We start from the raw sequence: 20,389 nt of genomic DNA on the forward strand, positions 1-20,389 counted from the left end.
CGTACGGTTGACGGTCGCCCATGCACGTCAGAAGGGGGCCTTGGTGGCCGCGCAGAATGCCGCTGTCGACAGCACGGCGGATTCCGTCCGCGATCGGGAGATCGCGGTCGAGCAGACGCATCTCGACCAGGTGTACCGACGCCTTGAGGAGAAGATCCACGAGGCCGAGTTCCTCATGAACGACGCCGCCAAGCGCGGCCAGGTGGGTACGCCCGGCGCACTCGCCGAGCGCGACGCGCAGGTCTTCCGGGCGGGCATCCACCTGAACCGGCTGAACAACGAGTTCGAGGACTTCCTCTTCGGCCGCATCGACCTGGTGCTCGGCAAGGACGGGGAACGCGGCGCGGACGGCGCGTACACCTCCGTCGAGCCCGCCGACGACGCGATCCGCGAGGACCTCACCGCCGACATCGCCGAGACGCTGCACATCGGCCGCATCGGGGTCCTGGACTCCGACTACGCGCCGCTGGTCATCGACTGGCGCGCGCCGGCGGCCGCGCCGTTCTACCGGTCCACGCCCAAGGACCCCGGCCGGGTGGTGCGACGCCGCGTCATCCGCTCCAAGGGCCGCAAGGTGCTGGGCGTCGAGGACGACCTGATGCGCCCGGAGGTCAGCGCGTTCCTGGACGGCCGGGAGCTCCCCGCCATCGGCGACGGCGCCCTGATGGCCGCCCTCGGGCGGGCCCGTACGCACTCCATGCGCGACATCGTCTCCTCCATCCAGGCCGAACAGGACCTGGTCATCCGGGCCCCCGCCGCCTCCGTCGCCGAGGTCGCCGGCGGGCCCGGCACCGGCAAGACGGCCGTCGCCCTGCACCGCGCCGCCTACCTGCTCTACCAGGACCGGCGCCGCTACTCCGGCGGCATCCTGATCGTCTCCCCGACCCCGCTGCTCGTCGCGTACACCGAGGGCGTGCTGCCCTCGCTCGGCGAGGAGGGCCAGGTGGCGATCCGGGCGCTCGGCTCGCTCGTCGACGGCGCGGAGGCCACCACCTACGACTCCCCGGCCGTGGCCCGCGTCAAGGGCTCCTCGCGGATGCTGAAGGTGCTCCGCAAGGCCGTACGCGGCGCACTGGAACTCGGCGGCGCCCCCGACCGGCTGCGCGTGGTGGCCTTCGGCCGCCGCCAAGAGCTGGAGGCCGACGAGCTGAACCGGATCCGGCAGAACGTGCTCAGCGGCACCGCCCCGGTCAACCTGCTGCGCCCGCGCGCCCGCAAGCTGCTGCTCGACGCCCTCTACGCGAAGTCGGGCGGGTCCGGCCGGCACAGCGACCCGGAGCTGGCCGCCGAGCTGCGCTCCGCCTTCGACGAGGACATCTCCACCGAGGACGCCTTCATCGACTTCCTCAATGCCTGGTGGCCCGAGCTGACCCCGCGCCGGGTGCTCGCCGCGCTCGCCGACGAGCGCCACCTCGGCCGCTGGTCGCGCCGGGACCTGAACCCGCGCGAGACCCGCCAGTTGGCCCGCTCGCTGCGCCGGGTGGGCCCGGACGGCAAGGGCCCCCTGTCGGTGCACGACGTGGCGCTGCTGGACGAGCTCCAGCAGCTGCTCGGCGCCCCGGCCCGGCCGAGGCGCAAGCGGGAGATGGACCCGCTCGACCAGCTCAGCGGGCTGGAGGAGCTGATGCCGACCCGCGAGGAGACCCAGTGGGAGCGGGCCGAGCGGCTCGCGGCGGAGCGCACCGAGTACGCGCACGTCATCGTGGACGAGGCCCAGGACCTGACGCCGATGCAGTGGCGGATGGTGGGCCGCCGCGGCCGGCACGGCACGTGGACGGTCGTCGGCGACCCGGCGCAGTCCTCCTGGACGGACCCCGAGGAGGCCGCCGCGGCCCGCGACGAGGCCCTCGGGTCGCGACCGCGCCGGCGGTTCACCCTGACGGTGAACTACCGCAACCCGGCCGAGGTCGCCGAGGTCGCCTCCCGGGTGCTGCGCCTGGCGATGCCCGGCATGGAGCCGCCGACCGCGGTGCGCTCCACGGGGCTGGAGCCGCGGTTCACGGCCGCCCCGGGCGATCTGGGCACCGCGGTGCGGGAGGAGACCCGGCGGCTGCTGGATCAGGTGGACGGCACGGTGGGCGTGGTCGTGGCCATGGACCGGCGCGCGGAGGCCGCGGGCTGGCTCGCGGACCTCGGCGAGCGGGCGGTGGCGCTGGGCAGCCTGGAGGCCAAGGGCCTGGAGTACGACGCCACGGTGGTCGTCTCCCCGGCGGAGATCGCGGACGAGTCCCCGGCGGGCCTGCGGGTGCTGTACGTGGCGCTGACGCGTGCGACGCAGCAGCTGACGGTGGTCTCGGCGGACCGGGACAAGCCCGACGCGGACGGGGTGCCGGAGCTGCTGCTGCCGTAGGGGCGGGCCGTACGGCCGGATGGTCCGCGGCCAGGCGCGTGGTGCTCGGATACGAGCGCGAGCAGGGGGATCACTTTCGGCGATCCTTTGTTAGCCTGGGTACGGCACCGACTCGATCCAAGCCCCCGGGCCCAACCTTCGTCGCTCAGAGCGACCACTTGCCGCGAGGCGAGCATGGCGGGTCGGTGTCATAGACGTATGAATGACCAGGTCCGCGTCCCCCACCTGTGGGGGGCGCGGACCTGTTTTGTATGACCCCACCATTCCGAACCCCCCTGGAATCTCGTATGGTGGAAGAGTCTTTCCGAATTTTGTAGCTGGTTACCTTGTACTGGCTGGTAGGTGGGACGATCGGACAACAGGTCCTGCCGCACCTGCTGTGCAGCGGGGCTCTGTGTGTTACAGCGAACCAGGGACAGAAGAGGAACACGGCCATGGCAACGGCGCCCAGCGTCTCGTATTCGATGACGGTCCGTCTGGAAGTGCCCGCGAGCGGAACCGCGGTCTCCCAGCTCACCACCGCCGTGGAGTCCTCCGGCGGATCGGTCACCGGCCTCGACGTGACCGCATCCGGCCACGAGAAGCTCCGGATCGACGTCACCATCGCCGCGACCTCCACCGCGCACGCGGACGAGATCGTCGAGAAGCTGCGCGGCATCGAGGGCGTCAGCCTCGGCAAGGTCTCCGACCGCACCTTCCTGATGCACCTCGGCGGCAAGATCGAGATGGCGTCCAAGCACCCCATCCGCAACCGTGACGACCTCTCGATGATCTACACCCCGGGCGTGGCCCGCGTGTGCATGGCGATCGCCGAGAACCCCGAGGACGCCCGGCGCCTGACCATCAAGCGCAACACCGTCGCAGTCGTGACGGACGGCTCCGCCGTGCTGGGCCTGGGCAACATCGGCCCGATGGCCGCCATGCCGGTCATGGAGGGCAAGGCGGCCCTCTTCAAGCGCTTCGCCGACATCGACGCCTGGCCGATCTGCCTGGACACCCAGGACCCCGACGAGATCGTGGCCGCCGTCAAGGCGATCGCCCCCGGCTTCGCGGGCATCAACCTGGAGGACATCTCCGCGCCGCGCTGCTTCGAGATCGAGGCACGCCTGCGCGAGGCCCTCGACATCCCCGTCTTCCACGACGACCAGCACGGCACCGCGATCGTCGTGCTCGCGGCCCTCACCAACGCACTGCGCGTGGTGGGCAAGGCAGTTGGCGACGTCAAGGTCGTCATGTCGGGCGCCGGCGCGGCCGGTACCGCCATCCTCAAGCTGCTCCTCGCGGCGGGCGTCAAGAACGCGGTGAGCGCCGACATCCACGGTGTCGTGCACGCGGGCCGCCCCGACCTCGTCGACGCCGCGGCCGACTCCCCGCTGCGCTGGATCGCCGACAACACCAACCCCGAGGGCTACACGGGCACGCTGAAGGAGGCCGTGGTCGGCGCCGACGTGTTCATCGGCGTCTCGGCCCCGAACGTGCTGTCCGGCGAGGACGTCGCCGCCATGGCGGAGGGCGCGATCGTGTTCGCGCTCGCGAACCCGGACCCGGAGGTGGACCCGGCCGTCGCCCGCCAGACCGCCGCCGTCGTCGCCACCGGCCGTTCCGACTTCCCGAACCAGATCAACAACGTGCTGGTCTTCCCGGGTGTCTTCCGCGGTCTGCTGGACGCTCAGTCCCGCACCGTGAACACGGAGATGATGCTGGCCGCCGCGAGCGCGCTGGCGGACGTCGTCGGCGAGGACGAGCTGAACGCGAACTACATCATCCCGTCGGTGTTCAACGACAAGGTCGCCGGTGCGGTCGCGGGTGCCGTCCGCAAGGCCGCCTCGGGGGCGTGAGCCCCGCTGTGACGGCCCTCACGACGCGCTGATCCCGGCGCGTCGCGAGATGCGGGCCCGACGGGCCGCCTCTAGGGTTGCGGGGATGCCCGCGAGGTCCGCGGTCCGCAGCGGCGTGTGAGCGAGGGCGTGGACGGAGCGTCACCGCGGCGTGACTGTGGCGCTTTTCGTGTGACCCCGACGGGTGCCGGATTGGCTTTCCCGCCGCTGGTGGGGGCAGGATGCGTAACCGGGCGAGAGGGTCTGACGTTCAGACCCGGGTCCGGGGACTGTCCTAGGGCCCTGGCAGCATCGGCTTCGATCTCACGCCTCTAAGGCAAGTTGAACACGGGAGTACAACATGAACCGCAGTGAGCTGGTGGCCGCTCTGTCCGAGCGCGCCGAGGTGACCCGCAAGGACGCCGACGCCGTTCTGGCCGCGCTCGCCGAGACCGTCGGCGAGATTGTCGCCAAGGGCGACGAGAAGGTCACCATCCCCGGCTTCCTGACCTTCGAGCGCACCCACCGTGCCGCTCGCACCGCGCGCAACCCGCAGACCGGCGACCCCATCCAGATCCCGGCCGGCTACAGCGTGAAGGTCTCCGCGGGCTCCAAGCTCAAGGAAGCCGCCAAGGGCAAGTAAGTCCTGCCCCGGCGCCGAGGGCCGCACAGGTCTTTGGAACGGCAGTAGCACGCAGAACGACGATGGGCGGTCACCCCCGGGCGGGGTGGCCGCCCATCGGCCTGTCCGGGGCCGGTCCGGCCCCGGTGGTCCGGGGCGGTCCGGCAGGCCCTGTGAGGCCCCGTCAGGGCCCTTGGCGGGGCCCCGGTATGCCCGTGGCATGCCCCACCCGGCCGCAGGAGGCCACGAGAAAGCCCCCCGGGCCCTGTGCGGGGCCCGGGGGGCTGTTGCGTACGTGCCGCGCGCGGCACGGCTCGTACGTCCCGTTACGGCTCAGACGAGGTCGCCGCCGGGGAGCTCGACCTTCGCGCCGAGTTCCACGAGCTTCTCCATGAAGTTCTCGTAGCCGCGGTTGATCAGGTCGATGCCGTGGACGCGCGAGGTGCCCTCGGCGGCCAGCGCCGCGATCAGGTACGAGAACCCGCCGCGCAGGTCGGGGATGACCAGGTCGGCGCCCTGCAGCTTGGTGGGGCCGGAGACGACCGCCGAGTGCAGGAAGTTGCGCTGGCCGAAGCGGCAGGCCGAGCCGCCCAGGCACTCGCGGTACAGCTGGATGTGAGCACCCATCTGGTTGAGCGCGGAGGTGAAGCCGAGCCGGGACTCGTAGACCGTCTCGTGGACGATCGACAGGCCGGAGGCCTGCGTCAGGGCCACGACCAGCGGCTGCTGCCAGTCGGTCTGGAAGCCGGGGTGGACGTCCGTCTCCAGCGCGATGGCGTTGAGCGGGCCGCCCGGGTGCCAGAAGCGGATGCCGTCGTCGTCGATCTCGAACGCCCCGCCGACCCGGCGGAAGGTGTTCAGGAAGGTCATCATCGAACGCTGCTGGGCGCCGCGCACGTAGATGTTGCCGCCGGTGGCGAGGGCCGCGGAAGCCCAGGAGGCGGCTTCCAGACGGTCCGGGAGGGCCTTGTGGTTGTAGCCGCCGAGGCGGTCGACGCCGGTGATCCGGATGGTCCGGTCGGTGTCGACGGAGATGATCGCGCCCATCTTCTGCAGGACGCAGATGAGGTCCTCGATCTCCGGCTCCACCGCGGCGTTGCTGAGCTCGGTGACGCCCTCGGCCAGGACGGCCGTCAGCAGCACCTGCTCGGTCGAGCCGACCGACGGGTAGGGGAGGCGGATCTTGCAGCCGCGCAGGCGCTGCGGGGCTTCCAGGTACTGGCCGCCCTCGCGCTTCTCGATGGTCGCGCCGAACTGGCGGAGCACGTCGAAGTGGAAGTCGATCGGCCGGCCGCCGATGTCGCAGCCGCCCAGACCCGGAATGAAGGCGTGGCCGAGCCGGTGCAGCAGGGGGCCGCAGAACAGGATCGGGATGCGTGAGGAGCCCGCGTGGGCGTCGATGTCGGCGACGTTCGCGCTCTCGACGTGGGTGGGGTCGAGGACGAGTTCGCCCGGCTCCTCGCCGGGACGGACCGTCACCCCGTGCAGCTGGAGCAGCCCGCGGACGACGCGCACGTCACGGATGTCGGGAACGTTGCGCAGCCGGCTGGGTTCGCTGCCGAGCAGAGCGGCGACCATGGCCTTGGGCACGAGGTTCTTCGCACCACGGACACGGATCTCGCCCTCGAGCGGGGTACCGCCGTGGACAAGCAGTACATCGTCACTGATGCCGGTCATGAATCTCGCGTTCCGGAGAGGGGTGGGCAGGGGGCCAGGGAAAAGGGTAAGGGTCACCACCCCCTTGTTCGTAAGGCCGACGTGGCCGTAGGACTGTCATGAATTCGGCACAACACCCTCCGTATCCACCACATGGCGGAGTGTTGCGTTCCGCCTACTCCGTCCGTGCGCGCTCCTCGCTGCTGCCGTGCGCCCTGAGCTGCGGGCGATCCGATCTCCGCGCCCGCTCCCCCTAATCGGCCGATGTGCGGGATCATGGCGGCATGACCGAGGTGTCCTCCCTCACAGGGCGGCTGCTCGTGGCCACCCCAGCCCTCGCGGACCCGAATTTCGACCGCGCGGTGGTGCTGCTGCTCGACCACGACGAGCAGGGCTCCCTCGGCGTGGTCCTCAACAGGCCGACGCCCGTGGGCGTCGGCGACGTCCTGCTGCCCTGGGCGCCCCTGGCGGGCGACCCCGGTGTGGTCTTCCAGGGCGGGCCCGTGGCGCTGGACTCGGCCCTGGGCCTCGCGGTCATCCCGGGCGAGGAGGGTCCGCTGGGCTGGCGCCGCGTGTACGGGGCGATCGGCCTGGTCGACCTGGAGGCGCCGCCGGAGCTGCTGGCCGCGGCCCTGGGAGGCCTGCGGATCTTCGCGGGTTACTCCGGCTGGGGACCGGGGCAGCTGGAGACGGAGCTCGGCGAGGGCGCCTGGTACGTGGTCGAGTCGGAGCCCGGGGACGTGTCCTTCCCCGACCCGGAGCGGCTCTGGCGGGCGGTGCTGCGCCGCCAGCGCAGCGACCTCGCGATGGTCGCCACCTATCCGGACGACCCGTCGCTCAACTGACTGGCGCGGGGTTAAGTACCCTGGGTTCCATGAGCACTCTTGAGCCCGAGCGCGGGACTGGCACGGGGACCCTCGTAGAGCCGACGCCGCAGGTGTCGCACGGTGACGGCGACCACGAGCGCTTCGCCCACTACGTCCAGAAGGACAAGATCATGGCGAGCGCCCTCGACGGGACCCCCGTCGTCGCGCTCTGCGGCAAGGTCTGGGTACCGGGCCGGGACCCGAAGAAGTACCCGGTCTGCCCCATGTGCAAGGAGATCTACGAGTCCATGGGCCCCGGTGGGGACAAGGACAAGGGCGGCAAGGACAAGTAGTCCGACCCCCGGCCCCCCTTTTCCGCAGGACCGAGACCCCCGGTGCGCGCCACAGCGCGTCCGGGGGTCTTTGCCGTGCCCGCACGGCGCGTTAGGGTCGGCGCCACGAGCGCCCTGCGGAACGAGCGTTGCGCAGCGCGCAACACGTGGTCGTGAAGGGCTGACGCATGGATCTGATCCCCGCACCGCAGGCCGTACTCCTCGACGAGGACGGGCGCCGCTTCGCCTTCGGACCCGAGCCGGTCCTCGACGCCGGGCCGGGCGCCGGGTCCGTCGCCCGCTGGCTGCGGCGGGAGCTGGGAGCGGCCACCGGCTGGGAACTGCCCGGGGTCGGGGCGGGTGCCGGGAACGGGTCCGGGAGCGGGTCCGGGTCCGGTTCCGGGGCGGGCGCGGTCGCGGAGCTGCGGCTGCGGATCGACCCGGGCGTCGCGGGGGACCGGGGCCCGGAGGCGTACCGCCTCGACATCGGCCCGGACGGGGCGGAGCTGGCGGGCGCGACGGCCGCCGGGCTCTTCTGGGGCGCCCAGACGCTGCGTCAGCTGCTGGGGCCCGACGCGTACCGCAAGGCGCCGCTGCCGGGCCGCACGTGGAGCCTGCCGTACGCCTCCGTCGCGGACGGCCCGCGCTTCGGCTGGCGCGGGATGATGCTCGACGTGGCCCGGCACTTCATGCCCAAGGACGGGGTGCTGCGCTACATCGACCTGCTCGCCGCCCACAAGCTGAACGTCCTGCACCTGCACCTGACCGACGACCAGGGCTGGCGGATCGAGATCGAGCGGTACCCGCGGCTCACCGAGGTCGGCGGCTGGCGGCCGCGCAGCCGCCGGGGCCACCGGGCCTCGCCGCAGTGGAACGAGACCCCGCACGGCGGCTTCTACACCCGGGACGACATCCGCGAGATCGTCGCGTACGCCGCCGAGCGGCACGTCCGGGTGGTCCCGGAGATCGACGTACCGGGGCACTCGCAGGCCGCGATCGCCGCGTACCCGGAGCTGGGGAACACCGACGTGGTCGACACCGCCGCCCTGGGGGTGTGGGACGACTGGGGGATCACCGAGAACGTGCTCGCGCCGACCGAGGCCGTGCTGCGGTTCTACGAAGGCGTCTTCGAGGAAGTGCTCGAGCTGTTCCCCGTGGAGGTCTCGCCCTTCGTGCACGTGGGCGGGGACGAATGCCCCACAGCGCAGTGGAAGGCCTCGGCGGTCGCCCAGGAGCGGATCCGCGAACTGGGCGTGGACGGGGAGGAGGGGCTGCAGTCCTGGTTCGTCCGGCACTTCGACGGCTGGCTCGCCGCACGCGGGCGGCGGCTGATCGGATGGGACGAGATCCTGGAGGGCGGGCTCGCGGACGGCGCCGCGGTCTCCTCGTGGCGCGGCTACGCGGGCGGGATCGCCGCCGCCGAGGCCGGGCACGACGTGGTCATGTGCCCCGAGCAGCAGGTGTACCTGGACCACCGGCAGGCGGGCGGCGCGGACGAGCCGATGCCCATCGGGTACGTGCGCACGCTGGAGGACGTGTACCGCTTCGAGCCGGTGCCGCCGAAGCTGTCGGCGCAGGCCGCCGCCCACGTGCTGGGCGCGCAGGCCAACGTCTGGACCGAAGTGATGGAGAACCAGGACCGGGTCGACTACCAGGTGTTCCCGCGGCTGGCGGCCTTCGCCGAGGTGGTCTGGTCGTCGCAGCCGGCGCCCGAGGAGCGCGACTTCGCGCGGTTCGAGGGGCGGATGGCCGCGCACTACGCGCGGTTGGCCGCGCAGGGGGTCGATTATCGGCCGCCGGGCGGGCCGTTGCCGCGGCAGCGGCGGCCCGGAGTGCCGGGGCGCCCGATCGAGGGCGCGCCCCCGAACGTGTGACAAGCAGGTGACGATGCGCACCGGAACCGAAAGGGAACGGGAACGGAACTCTGCCTCAATTTCCGGCTATACGGGGAAAACCGGGCAATCGGGGAGGAGGGTCGCCGAAGGCCGCGCGACGGGGCCCCGCACCCCGTACGGGACACCGCGCGCGGCGGCGGGGGCGGTGGGCGGACCCTCGCGCCGGGCGGCCCGGAAGATGTGCCAGAGTTGCCACGTCCCGGCGGTGAGCACGTACCGTACGGCGGACAGGCGTGAGCGCCGGGGACCGGGACATCGGGAAGGGGCAGCTGGGTTGACCACGCACGCACCGCACGCACTGGATTCACCTCAGGGGCCGCAGGGCCCGCAGGCGGCGCAGTCCGTGACGCTGCCGGCCTCGCTCGACGAGGCCGTGGCGGCGCTCACCGCCATGCCCGCCGCCGTGCCGGTCGCGGGCGGCACCGACCTGATGGCCGCCGTCAACGCGGGGCTGCTGCGGCCCGCCGCCCTGGTGGGCCTGGGCCGGATCAACGAGATCCGCGGCTGGCAGTACCAGGACGGCCACGCGCTGCTCGGCGCGGGACTCACGCACGCACGGATGGGGCGGCCGGATTTCGCCGCTCTGATCCCCGCGCTCGCGGCCGCGGCCCGCGCCGCAGGCCCCCCGCAGATCCGCAATGCCGGCACCCTCGGCGGCAACATCGCCACCGCCGCGCCCACGGGTGACGCACTGCCCGTGCTGGCCGCGCTGGAGGCCGTACTCGTCATCGTCGGCCCGGGCGGGCAGCGGGAGATCCCGGTGTCCTACCTGCTGGCCGGGCGGGAGATGCTGCGGCCCGGTGAGCTGATCGGCTTCGTGCGGGTGCCGCTGCTGCACGCGCCGCAGGTGTTCCTGAAGGCCACGGGCCGTACCGGCCCGGGTCGCGCGGTGGCCTCCGTGGGGCTCGTCCTGGACCCCGCGCGCCGGGGCGTGCGCTGCGCGATCGGCGCGGTCGCCCCGATGCCGCTGCGGCCGCTGGAGGCCGAGCAGTGGGTGGCCTCGCTGATCGACTGGGACGGCGGGCGGAGCCTGGCCCCCGAGGCGCTGGAGGCCTTCGGCGAGTACGTCGCGGCGGCCTGCGTGCCCGACCAGGGCGAACCGGTGGCTCCCGGAGTACTGCATCTGCGGCGGACGGTGGCCGTGCTGGCGCGCAGGGCCCTCGGGAGGGCGCTGACCTCATGAGCGAGAACGAGAACGAGAACGTGACCCAGGGGAACGGCACGGCGGGCTGGGGCTGGGAACCGGTCCCGCAGGGCGGCGAGTACGACTCGGACGCCACGGCCTTCGTGAAACTGCCGCAGGACATGCTGGACGCACTCGGCACCGGCGAGCCGCTCGCGGCGCCCGGGCACGGCTACGTGCCGCCGCCGATGATCGTGCCGCTCGGCTCGGCCAGTACGGATCCGGCGGCCACGGGCACGTGGACGATTCCGGTGCAGTGGCCGGAGGCGGGCGGCACGGGCCAGGCGGACGCGGGACACGGCGGCGCGGGCCAGGGCGGCACGGGTCACGGCGGCTCGGGCCAGGGGCAGGGTCCGGGGGCCGGTTCGGTGGGCGGGCCCATCCCGGCGTCGATCCCCATCCCGGCGTCGGTCGCGGCGGCCTTCGCCGAGGCGGAGCCTGAGCAGCCGGCCACCGATCCGAGCGCGACCGCCGAGTGGCGGTTCCCGGAGGCGGCGCACGAGCCCGAGGCGGCCTCCTCGGCGACCGGTCAGTGGGCCGTGCCCGAGTACGGCGAGTACAACGAATATCCCGAACCGCAGAACGACTTCCGGCCGGGCGCGCTGGACGCCGACTGGAGCCAGGCCCCGGCGACGCTGCCGGGCGGCGCCCCGGCGCCGTGGGCCTACCTGACGCAGCAGCCCGCCGCGGACCCGCACGCCGACACCGGTGCGGGTACGGCGGCCGGTGCGGGCGCCGGTGTGCTGCCGGGCACCGACGAGGCCGCCGCCGCTTCGGCCGCCGCAGCCGCGACCGCGCACGCCGCCGGGCGGCTGCTCGGCGGGCCCGGGGTGGGCGCCGCGGGCCGCGGGCCGCGGGTACTGGGCGGACCCGGCGTGGGCACCCCGCTGCCCGAGGGCGAGCCGGTGCACCAGGCCCCGCACGACATCGAGGCGGCGCACGGCCCGGCGGCGGAGCCGGCCGAGGGCGCCCGGGCCGCCGACCACGCGGGACACGCGGACTACGCGGGGCACACGGGGCAGGGCGAGTACGCCGGGTACGCGGAGGCGGCCGGTTACGCCGAGCAGGCCGCCGCGGCCGTCGCGGCCGTCGCCGCCACCGAGCAGCAGCAGCCGGCGGCCCCCGGCGGCCTGGACCTCTTCGGCGGGGTGCGCGCGCAGGAGCAGGCTCCGGCCGCCGAGTCCGCGCAGCCCGACGGCGCCGCGAGCACCGAGGGCCCGGACGGCTCCGAAGGCACCGATGGAACCGACGGGCACGGCTTCAGCGCCTTCGGCCACGCGCCCGAGCCCGAGCCCGGGGCCGCACCGGTACCGGAAACTGCGCCGGAGCAGGCGCCGCACGTCGCCCACCCGGTCGCGCACGAGGACGCCTACGCGGGCGAGCCCGCCGCCGAGCCCGACCCCGGGAGCGGGGACGGGCCGGCCGAGCAGGAGCCCCCGGCCGGCCTCGTGCCGACCGCGGACACCGCCGACAGCGCGGACGGACTCCCGGACGAGGGCGCCCCCGCGGGTCCCCCGGCCGAGGTGGCGACGTACGAGGAAGAAGCGACCGCCGGGGCCGTCGCCCATCACGAACACCCGTCGGCCTCCTACGTCCTGCGCGTCAACGGCGCGGACCGGCCCGTCACCGGCGCCTGGATCGGCGAGTCCCTGCTGTACGTGCTGCGCGAGCGCCTCGGCCTCGCCGGCGCCAAGGACGGCTGCTCGCAGGGCGAGTGCGGCGCCTGCGCCGTGCAGGTCGACGGCCGTCTCGTCGCCTCCTGCCTGGTGCCCGCGGCGACGGCCGCCGGCAGCGAGGTCCGTACCGTCGAGGGTCTCGCGACGGACGGGGAACTCTCGGACGTCCAGCAGGCGTTGTGCAGGTCGGGCGCGGTGCAGTGCGGGTTCTGCGTGCCCGGCATGGCCATGACCATCCACGACCTGCTGGAGGGCAACCACGCCCCCAGCGAGCTGGAGACCCGGCAGGCCCTCTGCGGCAACCTCTGCCGCTGCTCCGGCTACGCGGGGGTCGTCGACGCCGTGCGCGAGGTCGTCGCCGAGCGCGAGGCGGCGGCCGCGGAACCCGCGGCCCCCGGTTCGGGCGCGGCCACCGGCGGCCCGGGTGCACCGGAGCCGCGCATCCCGCACCAGGCAGCGCCCGGCGAGGGCGGCATCCACCACGGAGGCACGGCGTGAGCGGGCAGGACGCGGCGACCGCGACGACAACGGTGAACACCACGGTGACGGCGCTGTCCGCCGCCACCGGCCCGGAGGCCTCCGAGCAGCAGGTACCGCGCGGGATCGGCGCCTCCGTCCCGGCCGCGGACACCCGCGCCAAGACCGAGGGCACCTTCCCCTACGCCGCCGACCTGTGGGCCGAGGGCCTCCTGTGGGCCGCCGTGCTGCGCTCCCCGCACGCCCACGCCCGGATCCTGTCCATCGACACCACGGCCGCCGCCGAGATGCCCGGCGTCCGCGCCGTCGTCACCCACGCCGACGTGCCCGGCGCCACCACGCACGGCCGCCGCATCGCGGACCGGCCTGTGTTCGCGCACGACGTCGTACGCCACCACGGCGAGCCCATCGCCGCCGTCGCCGCCGACCACCCGGACACGGCGCGGCTCGCCGCGGCCGCGATCACCGTCGAGTACGAACTCCTCGACCCGGTCACCGACCCCGAGCAGTCCTTCGGCGCGCCCGCCCTGCACCCCGACGGCAACCTGATCCGGCACATCCCGCTGCGCTACGGCGACCCGGAGGCCACCGGCGAGGTGGTCGTCGAGGGCCTGTACCGGATCGGCCGCCAGGACCCCGCCCCCATCGGCGCCGAGGCCGGACTGGCCGTGCCGCGCCCCGACGGCGGCGTGGAGCTCTACACCGCCTCCACCGACCCGCACAGCGACCGCGACCTGGCCGCCGCCTGCTTCGGACTGGATCCGGACCGCGTGCGCGTCGTCGTCACCGGCGTGCCGGGCGCCACGGCCGACCGCGAGGACGCCGCCTTCCAGCTCCCGCTCGGCCTGCTCGCCCTGCGCACCGGCTGCCCGGTCAAACTGGCCGCCACCCGCGAGGAGTCCTTCCTCGGCCACACGCACCGCCACCCGACCCTGCTGCGCTACCGCCACCACGCGGACGCCGAGGGCCGCCTCGTCAAGGTCGAGGCACAGATCCTGATGGACGCCGGCGCCTACGCCGACGCCTCCGCGGAATCCCTGGCCGCGGCGGTCGCCTTCGCCTGCGGCCCGTACGTCGTCCCGCACGCCTTCGTGGAGGGCTGGGCGGTACGCACCAACAACCCGCCGTCGGGCCACGTCCGCGGCGAGGGCGCCATGCAGGTGTGCGCCGCGTACGAGGGCCAGATGGACAAGCTCGCGGCCGCCCTCGGCATCGACGGGGCCGAGCTGCGCCTGCGCAACGTCCTGGCGACGGGCGACCTGCTGCCCACCGGACAGACGGTGACCTGCCCGGCACCGGTGGCCGAACTCCTCCGCGCGGTCCGTGACTTCGAACTTCCCGCCCTGCCGAAGGACGCCCCCGAGGACGAATGGCTGCTGCCGGGCGGCCCGGAGGGCGCGGGCGAGCCGGGCGCGGTGCGCCGCGGGGTCGGCTACGGCGTCGGCATGGTGCACATGCTCGGCGCGGAGGGCACGGACGAGGTCTCCACGGCCACGGTGAAGGTGGTCAACGGCGCCGCCACGGTCATCTGCGCGGCCGTCGACACCGGCCAGGGCTTCGCCACGCTGGCCCGGCAGATCGTCCAGGAGGTCCTGGGCGTCGACGAGGTCACCACGGCCCCGGTCGACACCGACCAGCCGCCGGCCGGCCCGGCGGCGCACGGCCGCCACACGTGGGTGTCCGGGGGCGCCGTGGAGCGCGCGGCCAAGATGGTCCGCACCCAGCTCCTCCAGCCGATGGCCCACAAGCTGGGCATGTCGACGGAGCTGCTGCAGATCCAGGACGGCCGGATCACCTCGTACGACGGGGCGTTCTCGATGTCGGTCTCCGAGGCGATGGCCGGCAAGGAACTCTGGGCGACGGCCCAGTGCCGCCCCCACCCGACGGAACCCCTGGACGCGGACGGCCAGGGCGACGCCTTCGTGGGCCTCGCCTTCTGCGCGATCCGCGCGGTGGTGGACGTGGACATCGAACTGGGCTCGGTACGGGTCGTGGAACTCGCCGTCGCCCAGGACGTGGGCCGCATCCTGAACCCCCGTCAGCTGGAGGCCCGTATCGAGGCGGGCGTCACCCAGGGCGTCGGCGCGGCCCTGACCGAGAACCTCCGCACGGTCGCCGGCCTGGTCCGCCACCCGGACCTGACGGGCTACGCCCTGCCGACGGCGCTGGACGCCCCGGCGGTCCGCATCGTCAAACTGGTCGAGGAACGCGACGTGGTGGCCCCCTTCGGGGCGAAGGCCGCGAGTGCGATCCCCGTGGTCACGACCCCGGCGGCGGTGGCCTCCGCGGTCCGCGCGGCCACGGGCCGCCCGGTCAACCGCCTGCCGATCAGGCCCTCCGCGGCGGTGGGTGCGTCCAACTCGTGACCGTGTGACCCACATTGCACGTGCAACCCCGGACTTGGGGCTGTCCGTGCCGGTCGCTAGAGTGATCGGTACGGATGCGCGTGTACGTGTGCACGCGGGTGCGAACGGGGACGGGGAGCGGCGCGAGCGCTGCGACCACGGGGATGACGGGGAGTCGGGAGGCCAGCGTGGCAGAGGACAACGGGGTAGGTCTGATCGGGGTCGACATCGCGGCCGGAGTTGCGGCCGGGATCGCCGCGCAGGCAGCCGCGCAGGGCGCGGCGGCGGCGCTGCGGATCCAGTACGACGACCTGAAGGACTACAAGAACCTGGTGGACGGCCTCCTGACGAAGCTTCAGGAGTCCCCGGCACACCACGGGAAGCTTGCGGACGGCACGATCCCGGCGGGAGTCCTCGGCACGGGCTTCCCCGCGGCCGAGAAGCTCAACACGGCCTACAAGAAGGTCCACTCGGAGCTGCAGAAGCTGTCGAAGGGCCTGGCGGTGCAGATCGAGGCCCTGGGTATCGCCGTCCAGTCCGCGGGCAAGGGCTACAGCGGGGTGGACGAGGAGACGAAGCGCCGCATGGCCGCCCTCGCCAAGCAGGCCCACGACCAGTACGTGGAGAAGCGCGACCCGTATGCGGTGAAGCCGGCCGAGGGCTCGCAGCCCGAGCCGAACGGGAAGAAGAAGGGTGCGTCCTACGGATGAGCGGATTCGAGAGCTACACGCACGCACAGCTCTACGCGATGATCGCCGCGCTCGACGACGAGGTGGTCAGCGCCCGGGGAACGCAGCTCACCGAGGCCGCCAAGACGATCGAGGAGATCGGCAACAAGCTCAAGGACCACAAGGTCAAGGGCTGGGAGGGCGAGGCGGCCGAGGCGTTCCAGAACTGGGTGAACCAGGCGGGGAGCGCCACGCTGGTCCTGGCCGAGTACAGCGCCGCGGGCGGCAAGTACATGACGCAGACGGCCCAGGTCATGCGCGAGGTCAAGCCGAAGAGCGGTACGGGCGACATGCCGAAGTACAGCGCGTCGGCGGAGGCGACCCTCAAGGAGAACCTCGCGACGTCCCGCGAATACCACAACGACCCGGACGCGGTGCAGCTCGGCCAGGAGGCGTGGTCGAAGCTGAGCGGAGACCACGCGCGGGCCGTGGACGCGATGAACAAGCTGGCCGGGTCGTACGAGCAGTCGTCGACGCAGATGGACAAGGCCACGATCCCGACGTTCCCGCCGCCGCCGGATGTGCTCGTGCCGCCGGACCTCGGCGGCAGCGAGGAGATGGCCCGCTCTGGAGGCACCGGAGCTACCTACGGTGGCTCAAGCGGCTCAACGGGGTCCTCTTACCATGCGAATTCCGGCGATACGGGGCGCACGTCATCGGATGACCTTGGTCCGGTTGGACACCAGTCGAAGCCAGACAGCTCGCTCCCGCCGGTTGCTCCGATTCCGGACCGCGAGGTGGACGTCGACCTCGACTCCGTCACCACACTTCCGGACCGGACGGCGCCTCCGGTAACGACCACACCCGGTGGCCTGCCTCCGACCAGCCCTGTTGGCCCCACGCCGGGCCCCATTGCTCCGCCGATGGCTTTCCCGCCGGTCGGTGGACTGAAGGGTCCCGTCGGTGGCGGTTCCGGTATCGGCCCGTACCCGGGTCTGACCGGTCCCGGTGCCCCGGGCGGCAAGGTTGTCGGTGCGCCCGGCCTGCTCCCGCGTGACAGCGGAATCGTGGGCGGCCGTCCCGTGACCTCCACCGGACCCAGCTCGGGCATCCCGCGTGGCACAGTCATCGGCGAAGGTGGTACTCAGACCGGCCGTCCCATGGGCGGCGGCGGGATGGGCCACGGTGCCGGAGGCGGCCACGGCGTCGGCCAGGGAGGCCTCCCGGCCGGCCGTCGACTGGCCACGGAGCCGGGTGGCGTGCTCGGAGGGCGTCAGGCCGGTGCGGTCGGTCGCCCGATCGCCGGCGGTCAGCCGTTCACCCAGGGCGGCTCGGGTCTCGTGCGTAACGGCGCGGGTCCCATGGGCCACGCAGGCGCAGGTACGCAGGCTCCGGGCAAGCGACGGAACGACCAGGGTGGCGAGCGCCCCGACTATCTGACCGAGGACGAAGAGACCTGGCAGGGCAACCGCCGCGTTGCCCCGCCTGTGATCGACTGAGCAGAACGGACATTGCACGGGATGCGCATGCGTAAGGCGACCTCGGCCCTGGTGGGCCTCCTGCTGGCCGGGGTCGCCGCGACCCCGGCTCATGCGGAGACCATCCGATCGCAGCAATGGCATCTCGACGCCATGAAAGCCGACGAGATGTGGAAACTCAGTAGCGGGAAGGGCGTCACCGTCGCGGTAATCGACGATGGCCTCCAGGAGATCCCGGAACTAGAGGGCCAGGTTGTCCCCGGCACGGATCTCGTGTCGCAAGGAGGAAACGGGCGGAGCGATCAGAGCGGTCACGGCACGACCATGGCTGCCTTGATTGCTGGTACGGGAAAACATCCGACTGGTGACGGTGGCTTTGGGCTTGCGCCTGGGGCCAAGGTTCTTCCAATCCGTGTCTCCAACACGGAAGGGGCAACGCCGACGTGGGTCGCGGCGATTCGGTACGCGGCAGACTCAGACGCCAAGATCATCAACATGTCCCTGGGCATCGCCAGCAAGCCAGAGGATGACAAGGGCCGAGCCGAAGCGGTGAAGTACGCCCTTTCGAAGGGCAAGCTGGTCTTTGCTGCCGTGGGCAACACCGGCAACTCGACCAACTGGGTCTCCTACCCTGGTGCGACGCCCGGGGTGGTAGGGGTAGCTGCTGTGGACGCCAACGGGGAGCCGACCAAGGAGTCACAGCACGGAGCTCAGGTCGATCTGGCGGCGCCTGGTATCGACATCGTCACGGCTTGCAGCGGCAAGTCGGGACTGTGCAAGACCCACGGCACTAGTGACGCCTCCGCTCTCGTCTCCGCCTCCGCCGCCCTCATCTGGTCCGCTCACCCCGACTGGACCAACAATCAGGTTCTGCGGGTCCTCCTGAACACCGCCGGCAAGCCCGTCGACGGCTCCGGGCGCAACGACTACGTCGGCCACGGAATCGTCCGCCCCAACGTCGCGTTGAAGACGCCCGGTGACCCCGGGCCGGCCGATGTGTTCCCGTTGCCCGACCTGGCTGCCGCAGCCGGCGGGACGCCCTCCGGGGCTCCCGACGCCAAGGCGTCCGACTCTGCGGCGTCCAAGCCGGCCGCCAAGGCCGAGGAGAAGAAGAGCGGCAGCTCGCTCACCTGGATCGCGCTCGGGCTCGGGGCCTGCGTACTGCTCGGTGGGGCCGTGACCGTGGTCGTCATGCGCCGCAACCGCTGAACAGCGCGGCTGTTCAGGCCCGGAAAAGGCGAAGGCCGCTCAGGGGTGCGCCTGCCCCTGAGCGGCCCGCCGCGAAGCCGTGACCGGAATCGAACCGGCGTAACTCGCTTTGCAGGCGAGTCCCTAAACCTCTCGGGCACACGGCTGTGTGGTGGTGATGTGCATGACCGTACGGGGGCCCGCGAGGGTGGGGAAGGGATTGCCGGGTCGTGCAATGCGACTGCCATGCCGCGTTCACAGTCGGGTGGACCTAGGACTCCCGGCCGAGGGCGGGATCCGTCGAATTGACAGGGTCACTCCGGGGCTACGCACCTTACTCTGGGGCGATGAGCGCCCTTGAACCCCGCGTGCCCCAGCGAACCGCACCGCCTCCGCCCCTGCCCGGGGGCGGGGTTCTCGGGCCCGCGTACCGGACGCTCAGCGTCGGGATCATCTCCGTCGTCTTCCTCATCGCCTTCGAGGCGACCGCCGTCGGTACGGCCATGCCCGTCGCCGCCCGCGAGCTGGACGGGGTCGGGCTCTACGCCTTCGCCTTCTCCGCCTACTTCACCACCAGCCTCTTCGGCATGGTCCTGGCCGGCCAGTGGGCCGACCGGCAGGGGCCGCTGCGGCCCCTGACCGTCGGGATCGCCGCCTTCGCCTCCGGGCTCGTGATCTCCGGGACCGCCGGCGCCATGTGGCTGTTCGTGCTCGGCCGGGCCGTGCAGGGGTTCGGGGGCGGGCTGGTCATCGTCGCCCTGTACGTCGTCGTCAGCCGGGCCTACGAGGAGCGGCTACGGCCGGCGATCATGGCCGCCTTCGCCGCGAGCTGGGTGGTCCCCTCCATCGTCGGACCGCTGGCTTCCGGGACGGTCACCGAGCACCTCGGGTGGCGGTGGGTGTTCCTCGGGATTCCGGCGCTGGTGGTGGTCCCCCTCGTGGTGGCGCTGCCCGCGATACGGCGGACCGCGTCCGGGCCCGTCGACCCCGACGCCCCGCCCGTGGCCTTCGACCGGCGGCGGATCCGGCTGGCCCTCGGTATTTCGGTGGGGGCGGGGCTGCTCCAGTACGCCGCCCAGGACCTGCGGTGGCTGTCGCTCCTGCCGGGCATCGCCGGCGCCGCCCTGCTGGTGCCCGCCGTGCTGGGGCTGCTGCCGCGCGGGACCTACCGGGCGCGGCGCGGGCTGCCCTCCGTGGTGCTGCTGCGCGGGGTGGCCGCCGGGTCGTTCATCGCGGCGGAGAGTTTTGTCCCGCTGATGCTGGTCACCCAGCGGGGGCTGAGCCCGACGCTGGCCGGGTTCTCGCTCGCGCTGGGCGGGCTCACCTGGGCGGGCGGCTCGTGGGTGCAGTCCAAGGGGCGGATGGCGCCGTACCGGGAAAGGCTGATGGTGGGCGGCATGGTGATGGTGGCGCTGGCCATCGCCGCGGCGCCCGCCGTGCTGATCCCGTCGGTGCCGGTGTGGACGCTGGCGGTGGCCTGGGCGGTGGGCTGCCTGGGCATGGGCCTGGTGATCGGCTCCACGAGCGTGCTGCTGCTCCAGCTGTCGGCGCCGGAGGAGGCGGGGTCCAACTCGGCCGCGCTGCAGATTTCCGATGCGCTGGCGAACGTGGTGCTGCTGGCCGGCGGGGGCGCCGCCTTCGCCGCGCTGGGCGGTGGCGCCGTCGGCGCCTCCCACGCCCTGACGGACGGGGCGTCCGCCTCGCACCCGGCCGCCTTCGCCGTGGTGTTCCTGCCGATGGCCTGCGTGGCGCTGGTCGGCGCCTGGGTCGCGACCCGGCTGGAGCCCGCCGACGTGTGAGCCCCCGGGGGACGTGTGAGCCCCCGGGGGACGTGTGAGCCCCGGGGGACGCGTGAGCCCCCGGGATATGGGGCTGCGTCACCGCGGCCGTGTCGCT

14 protein-coding genes and 1 tRNA gene are annotated in these 20,389 nt (G+C 73.0%); 13 read left to right on the forward strand and 2 right to left on the reverse strand.

Annotated features, from left to right (window positions below):
• The first annotated feature begins 43 nt into the window (after nucleotides 1-43).
• From B6R96_RS22040 to B6R96_RS22050, 3 genes are all read left to right on the forward strand, one after another.
• The gene (locus tag B6R96_RS22040) at nucleotides 44-2,350 is read left to right on the forward strand and encodes a HelD family protein (RefSeq protein ID WP_081523376.1); all 2,307 of its coding nucleotides are present in this window, start codon (nucleotides 44-46) and stop codon (nucleotides 2,348-2,350) included.
• Between the two features lie 434 nt (nucleotides 2,351-2,784).
• Nucleotides 2,785-4,188 (forward strand): NAD-dependent malic enzyme, encoded by a 1,404-nt coding sequence (locus tag B6R96_RS22045; protein WP_033224466.1) that lies wholly within the window; start codon nucleotides 2,785-2,787, stop codon nucleotides 4,186-4,188.
• A gap of 340 nt (nucleotides 4,189-4,528) precedes the next feature.
• Nucleotides 4,529-4,810 carry an HU family DNA-binding protein gene (locus tag B6R96_RS22050; protein WP_007264399.1) on the forward strand — a complete coding sequence of 94 codons (282 nt, stop codon included), beginning with the start codon at nucleotides 4,529-4,531 and terminating at the stop codon, nucleotides 4,808-4,810.
• 312 nt (nucleotides 4,811-5,122) lie between these two features.
• On the opposite strand, the gene murA is transcribed toward B6R96_RS22050, so the two are convergent.
• Nucleotides 5,123-6,466 carry a UDP-N-acetylglucosamine 1-carboxyvinyltransferase gene (gene murA / locus B6R96_RS22055; RefSeq protein WP_053172528.1) on the reverse strand — a complete coding sequence of 448 codons (1,344 nt, stop codon included), beginning with the start codon at nucleotides 6,464-6,466 and terminating at the stop codon, nucleotides 5,123-5,125.
• Between the two features lie 263 nt (nucleotides 6,467-6,729).
• Here murA and B6R96_RS22060 point away from each other — a divergent pair, with 263 nt between their 5' ends.
• The 9 genes from B6R96_RS22060 to mycP all read left to right on the forward strand — a co-directional run bounded on the left by B6R96_RS22060 (nucleotide 6,730) and on the right by mycP (nucleotide 18,514).
• Complete coding sequence (locus tag B6R96_RS22060; RefSeq protein WP_030388666.1) at nucleotides 6,730-7,290, forward strand: YqgE/AlgH family protein; 561 nt, start codon at nucleotides 6,730-6,732, stop codon at nucleotides 7,288-7,290.
• 29 nt (nucleotides 7,291-7,319) lie between these two features.
• Nucleotides 7,320-7,604: a DUF3039 domain-containing protein gene (locus B6R96_RS22065; protein WP_030010729.1), complete on the forward strand. Its 285-nt coding sequence runs from the start codon at nucleotides 7,320-7,322 to the stop codon at nucleotides 7,602-7,604.
• Nucleotides 7,605-7,771: 167 nt separating this feature from the next.
• On the forward strand, nucleotides 7,772-9,457 hold the full coding sequence (locus B6R96_RS22070) for a beta-N-acetylhexosaminidase (RefSeq protein WP_081523378.1): 1,686 nt from the start codon (nucleotides 7,772-7,774) through the stop codon (nucleotides 9,455-9,457).
• A 199-nt stretch (nucleotides 9,458-9,656) separates the two neighbouring features.
• A complete protein-coding gene (locus B6R96_RS22075; RefSeq protein ID WP_078626585.1) occupies nucleotides 9,657-10,661 on the forward strand; it encodes an FAD binding domain-containing protein in 1,005 nt (334 codons plus the stop codon).
• A complete protein-coding gene (locus tag B6R96_RS22080; protein WP_237291485.1) occupies nucleotides 10,658-12,835 on the forward strand; it encodes a 2Fe-2S iron-sulfur cluster-binding protein in 2,178 nt (725 codons plus the stop codon). The genes B6R96_RS22075 and B6R96_RS22080 overlap by 4 nt, the downstream gene beginning before the upstream one ends.
• The gene (locus B6R96_RS22085) at nucleotides 12,832-15,180 is read left to right on the forward strand and encodes a xanthine dehydrogenase family protein molybdopterin-binding subunit (protein ID WP_081523380.1); all 2,349 of its coding nucleotides are present in this window, start codon (nucleotides 12,832-12,834) and stop codon (nucleotides 15,178-15,180) included. The genes B6R96_RS22080 and B6R96_RS22085 overlap by 4 nt, the downstream gene beginning before the upstream one ends.
• A gap of 167 nt (nucleotides 15,181-15,347) precedes the next feature.
• On the forward strand, nucleotides 15,348-15,869 hold the full coding sequence (locus B6R96_RS22090; RefSeq protein WP_053702253.1) for a hypothetical protein: 522 nt from the start codon (nucleotides 15,348-15,350) through the stop codon (nucleotides 15,867-15,869).
• Nucleotides 15,866-17,326: a WXG100 family type VII secretion target gene (locus B6R96_RS22095; protein ID WP_081523382.1), complete on the forward strand. Its 1,461-nt coding sequence runs from the start codon at nucleotides 15,866-15,868 to the stop codon at nucleotides 17,324-17,326. The genes B6R96_RS22090 and B6R96_RS22095 overlap by 4 nt, the downstream gene beginning before the upstream one ends.
• 21 nt (nucleotides 17,327-17,347) lie before the next feature.
• Entirely contained in the window at nucleotides 17,348-18,514 is a 1,167-nt protein-coding gene (mycP, locus tag B6R96_RS22100; RefSeq protein ID WP_081523384.1) for a type VII secretion-associated serine protease mycosin, read from the forward strand.
• A gap of 74 nt (nucleotides 18,515-18,588) precedes the next feature.
• Here the strand turns inward: mycP and B6R96_RS22105 are convergent.
• Nucleotides 18,589-18,660: transfer RNA gene (locus B6R96_RS22105), tRNA-Cys, on the reverse strand.
• 180 nt (nucleotides 18,661-18,840) lie between these two features.
• On the opposite strand from B6R96_RS22105, the gene B6R96_RS22110 reads away from it, so the two are divergent.
• Nucleotides 18,841-20,292 carry an MFS transporter gene (locus B6R96_RS22110; protein ID WP_030388675.1) on the forward strand — a complete coding sequence of 484 codons (1,452 nt, stop codon included), beginning with the start codon at nucleotides 18,841-18,843 and terminating at the stop codon, nucleotides 20,290-20,292.
• The last annotated feature ends 97 nt before the right edge of the window (nucleotides 20,293-20,389 follow it).

It is taken from the genome of Streptomyces sp. Sge12, assembly GCF_002080455.1.
Taxonomy (GTDB): Bacteria; Actinomycetota; Actinomycetes; order Streptomycetales; family Streptomycetaceae; genus Streptomyces.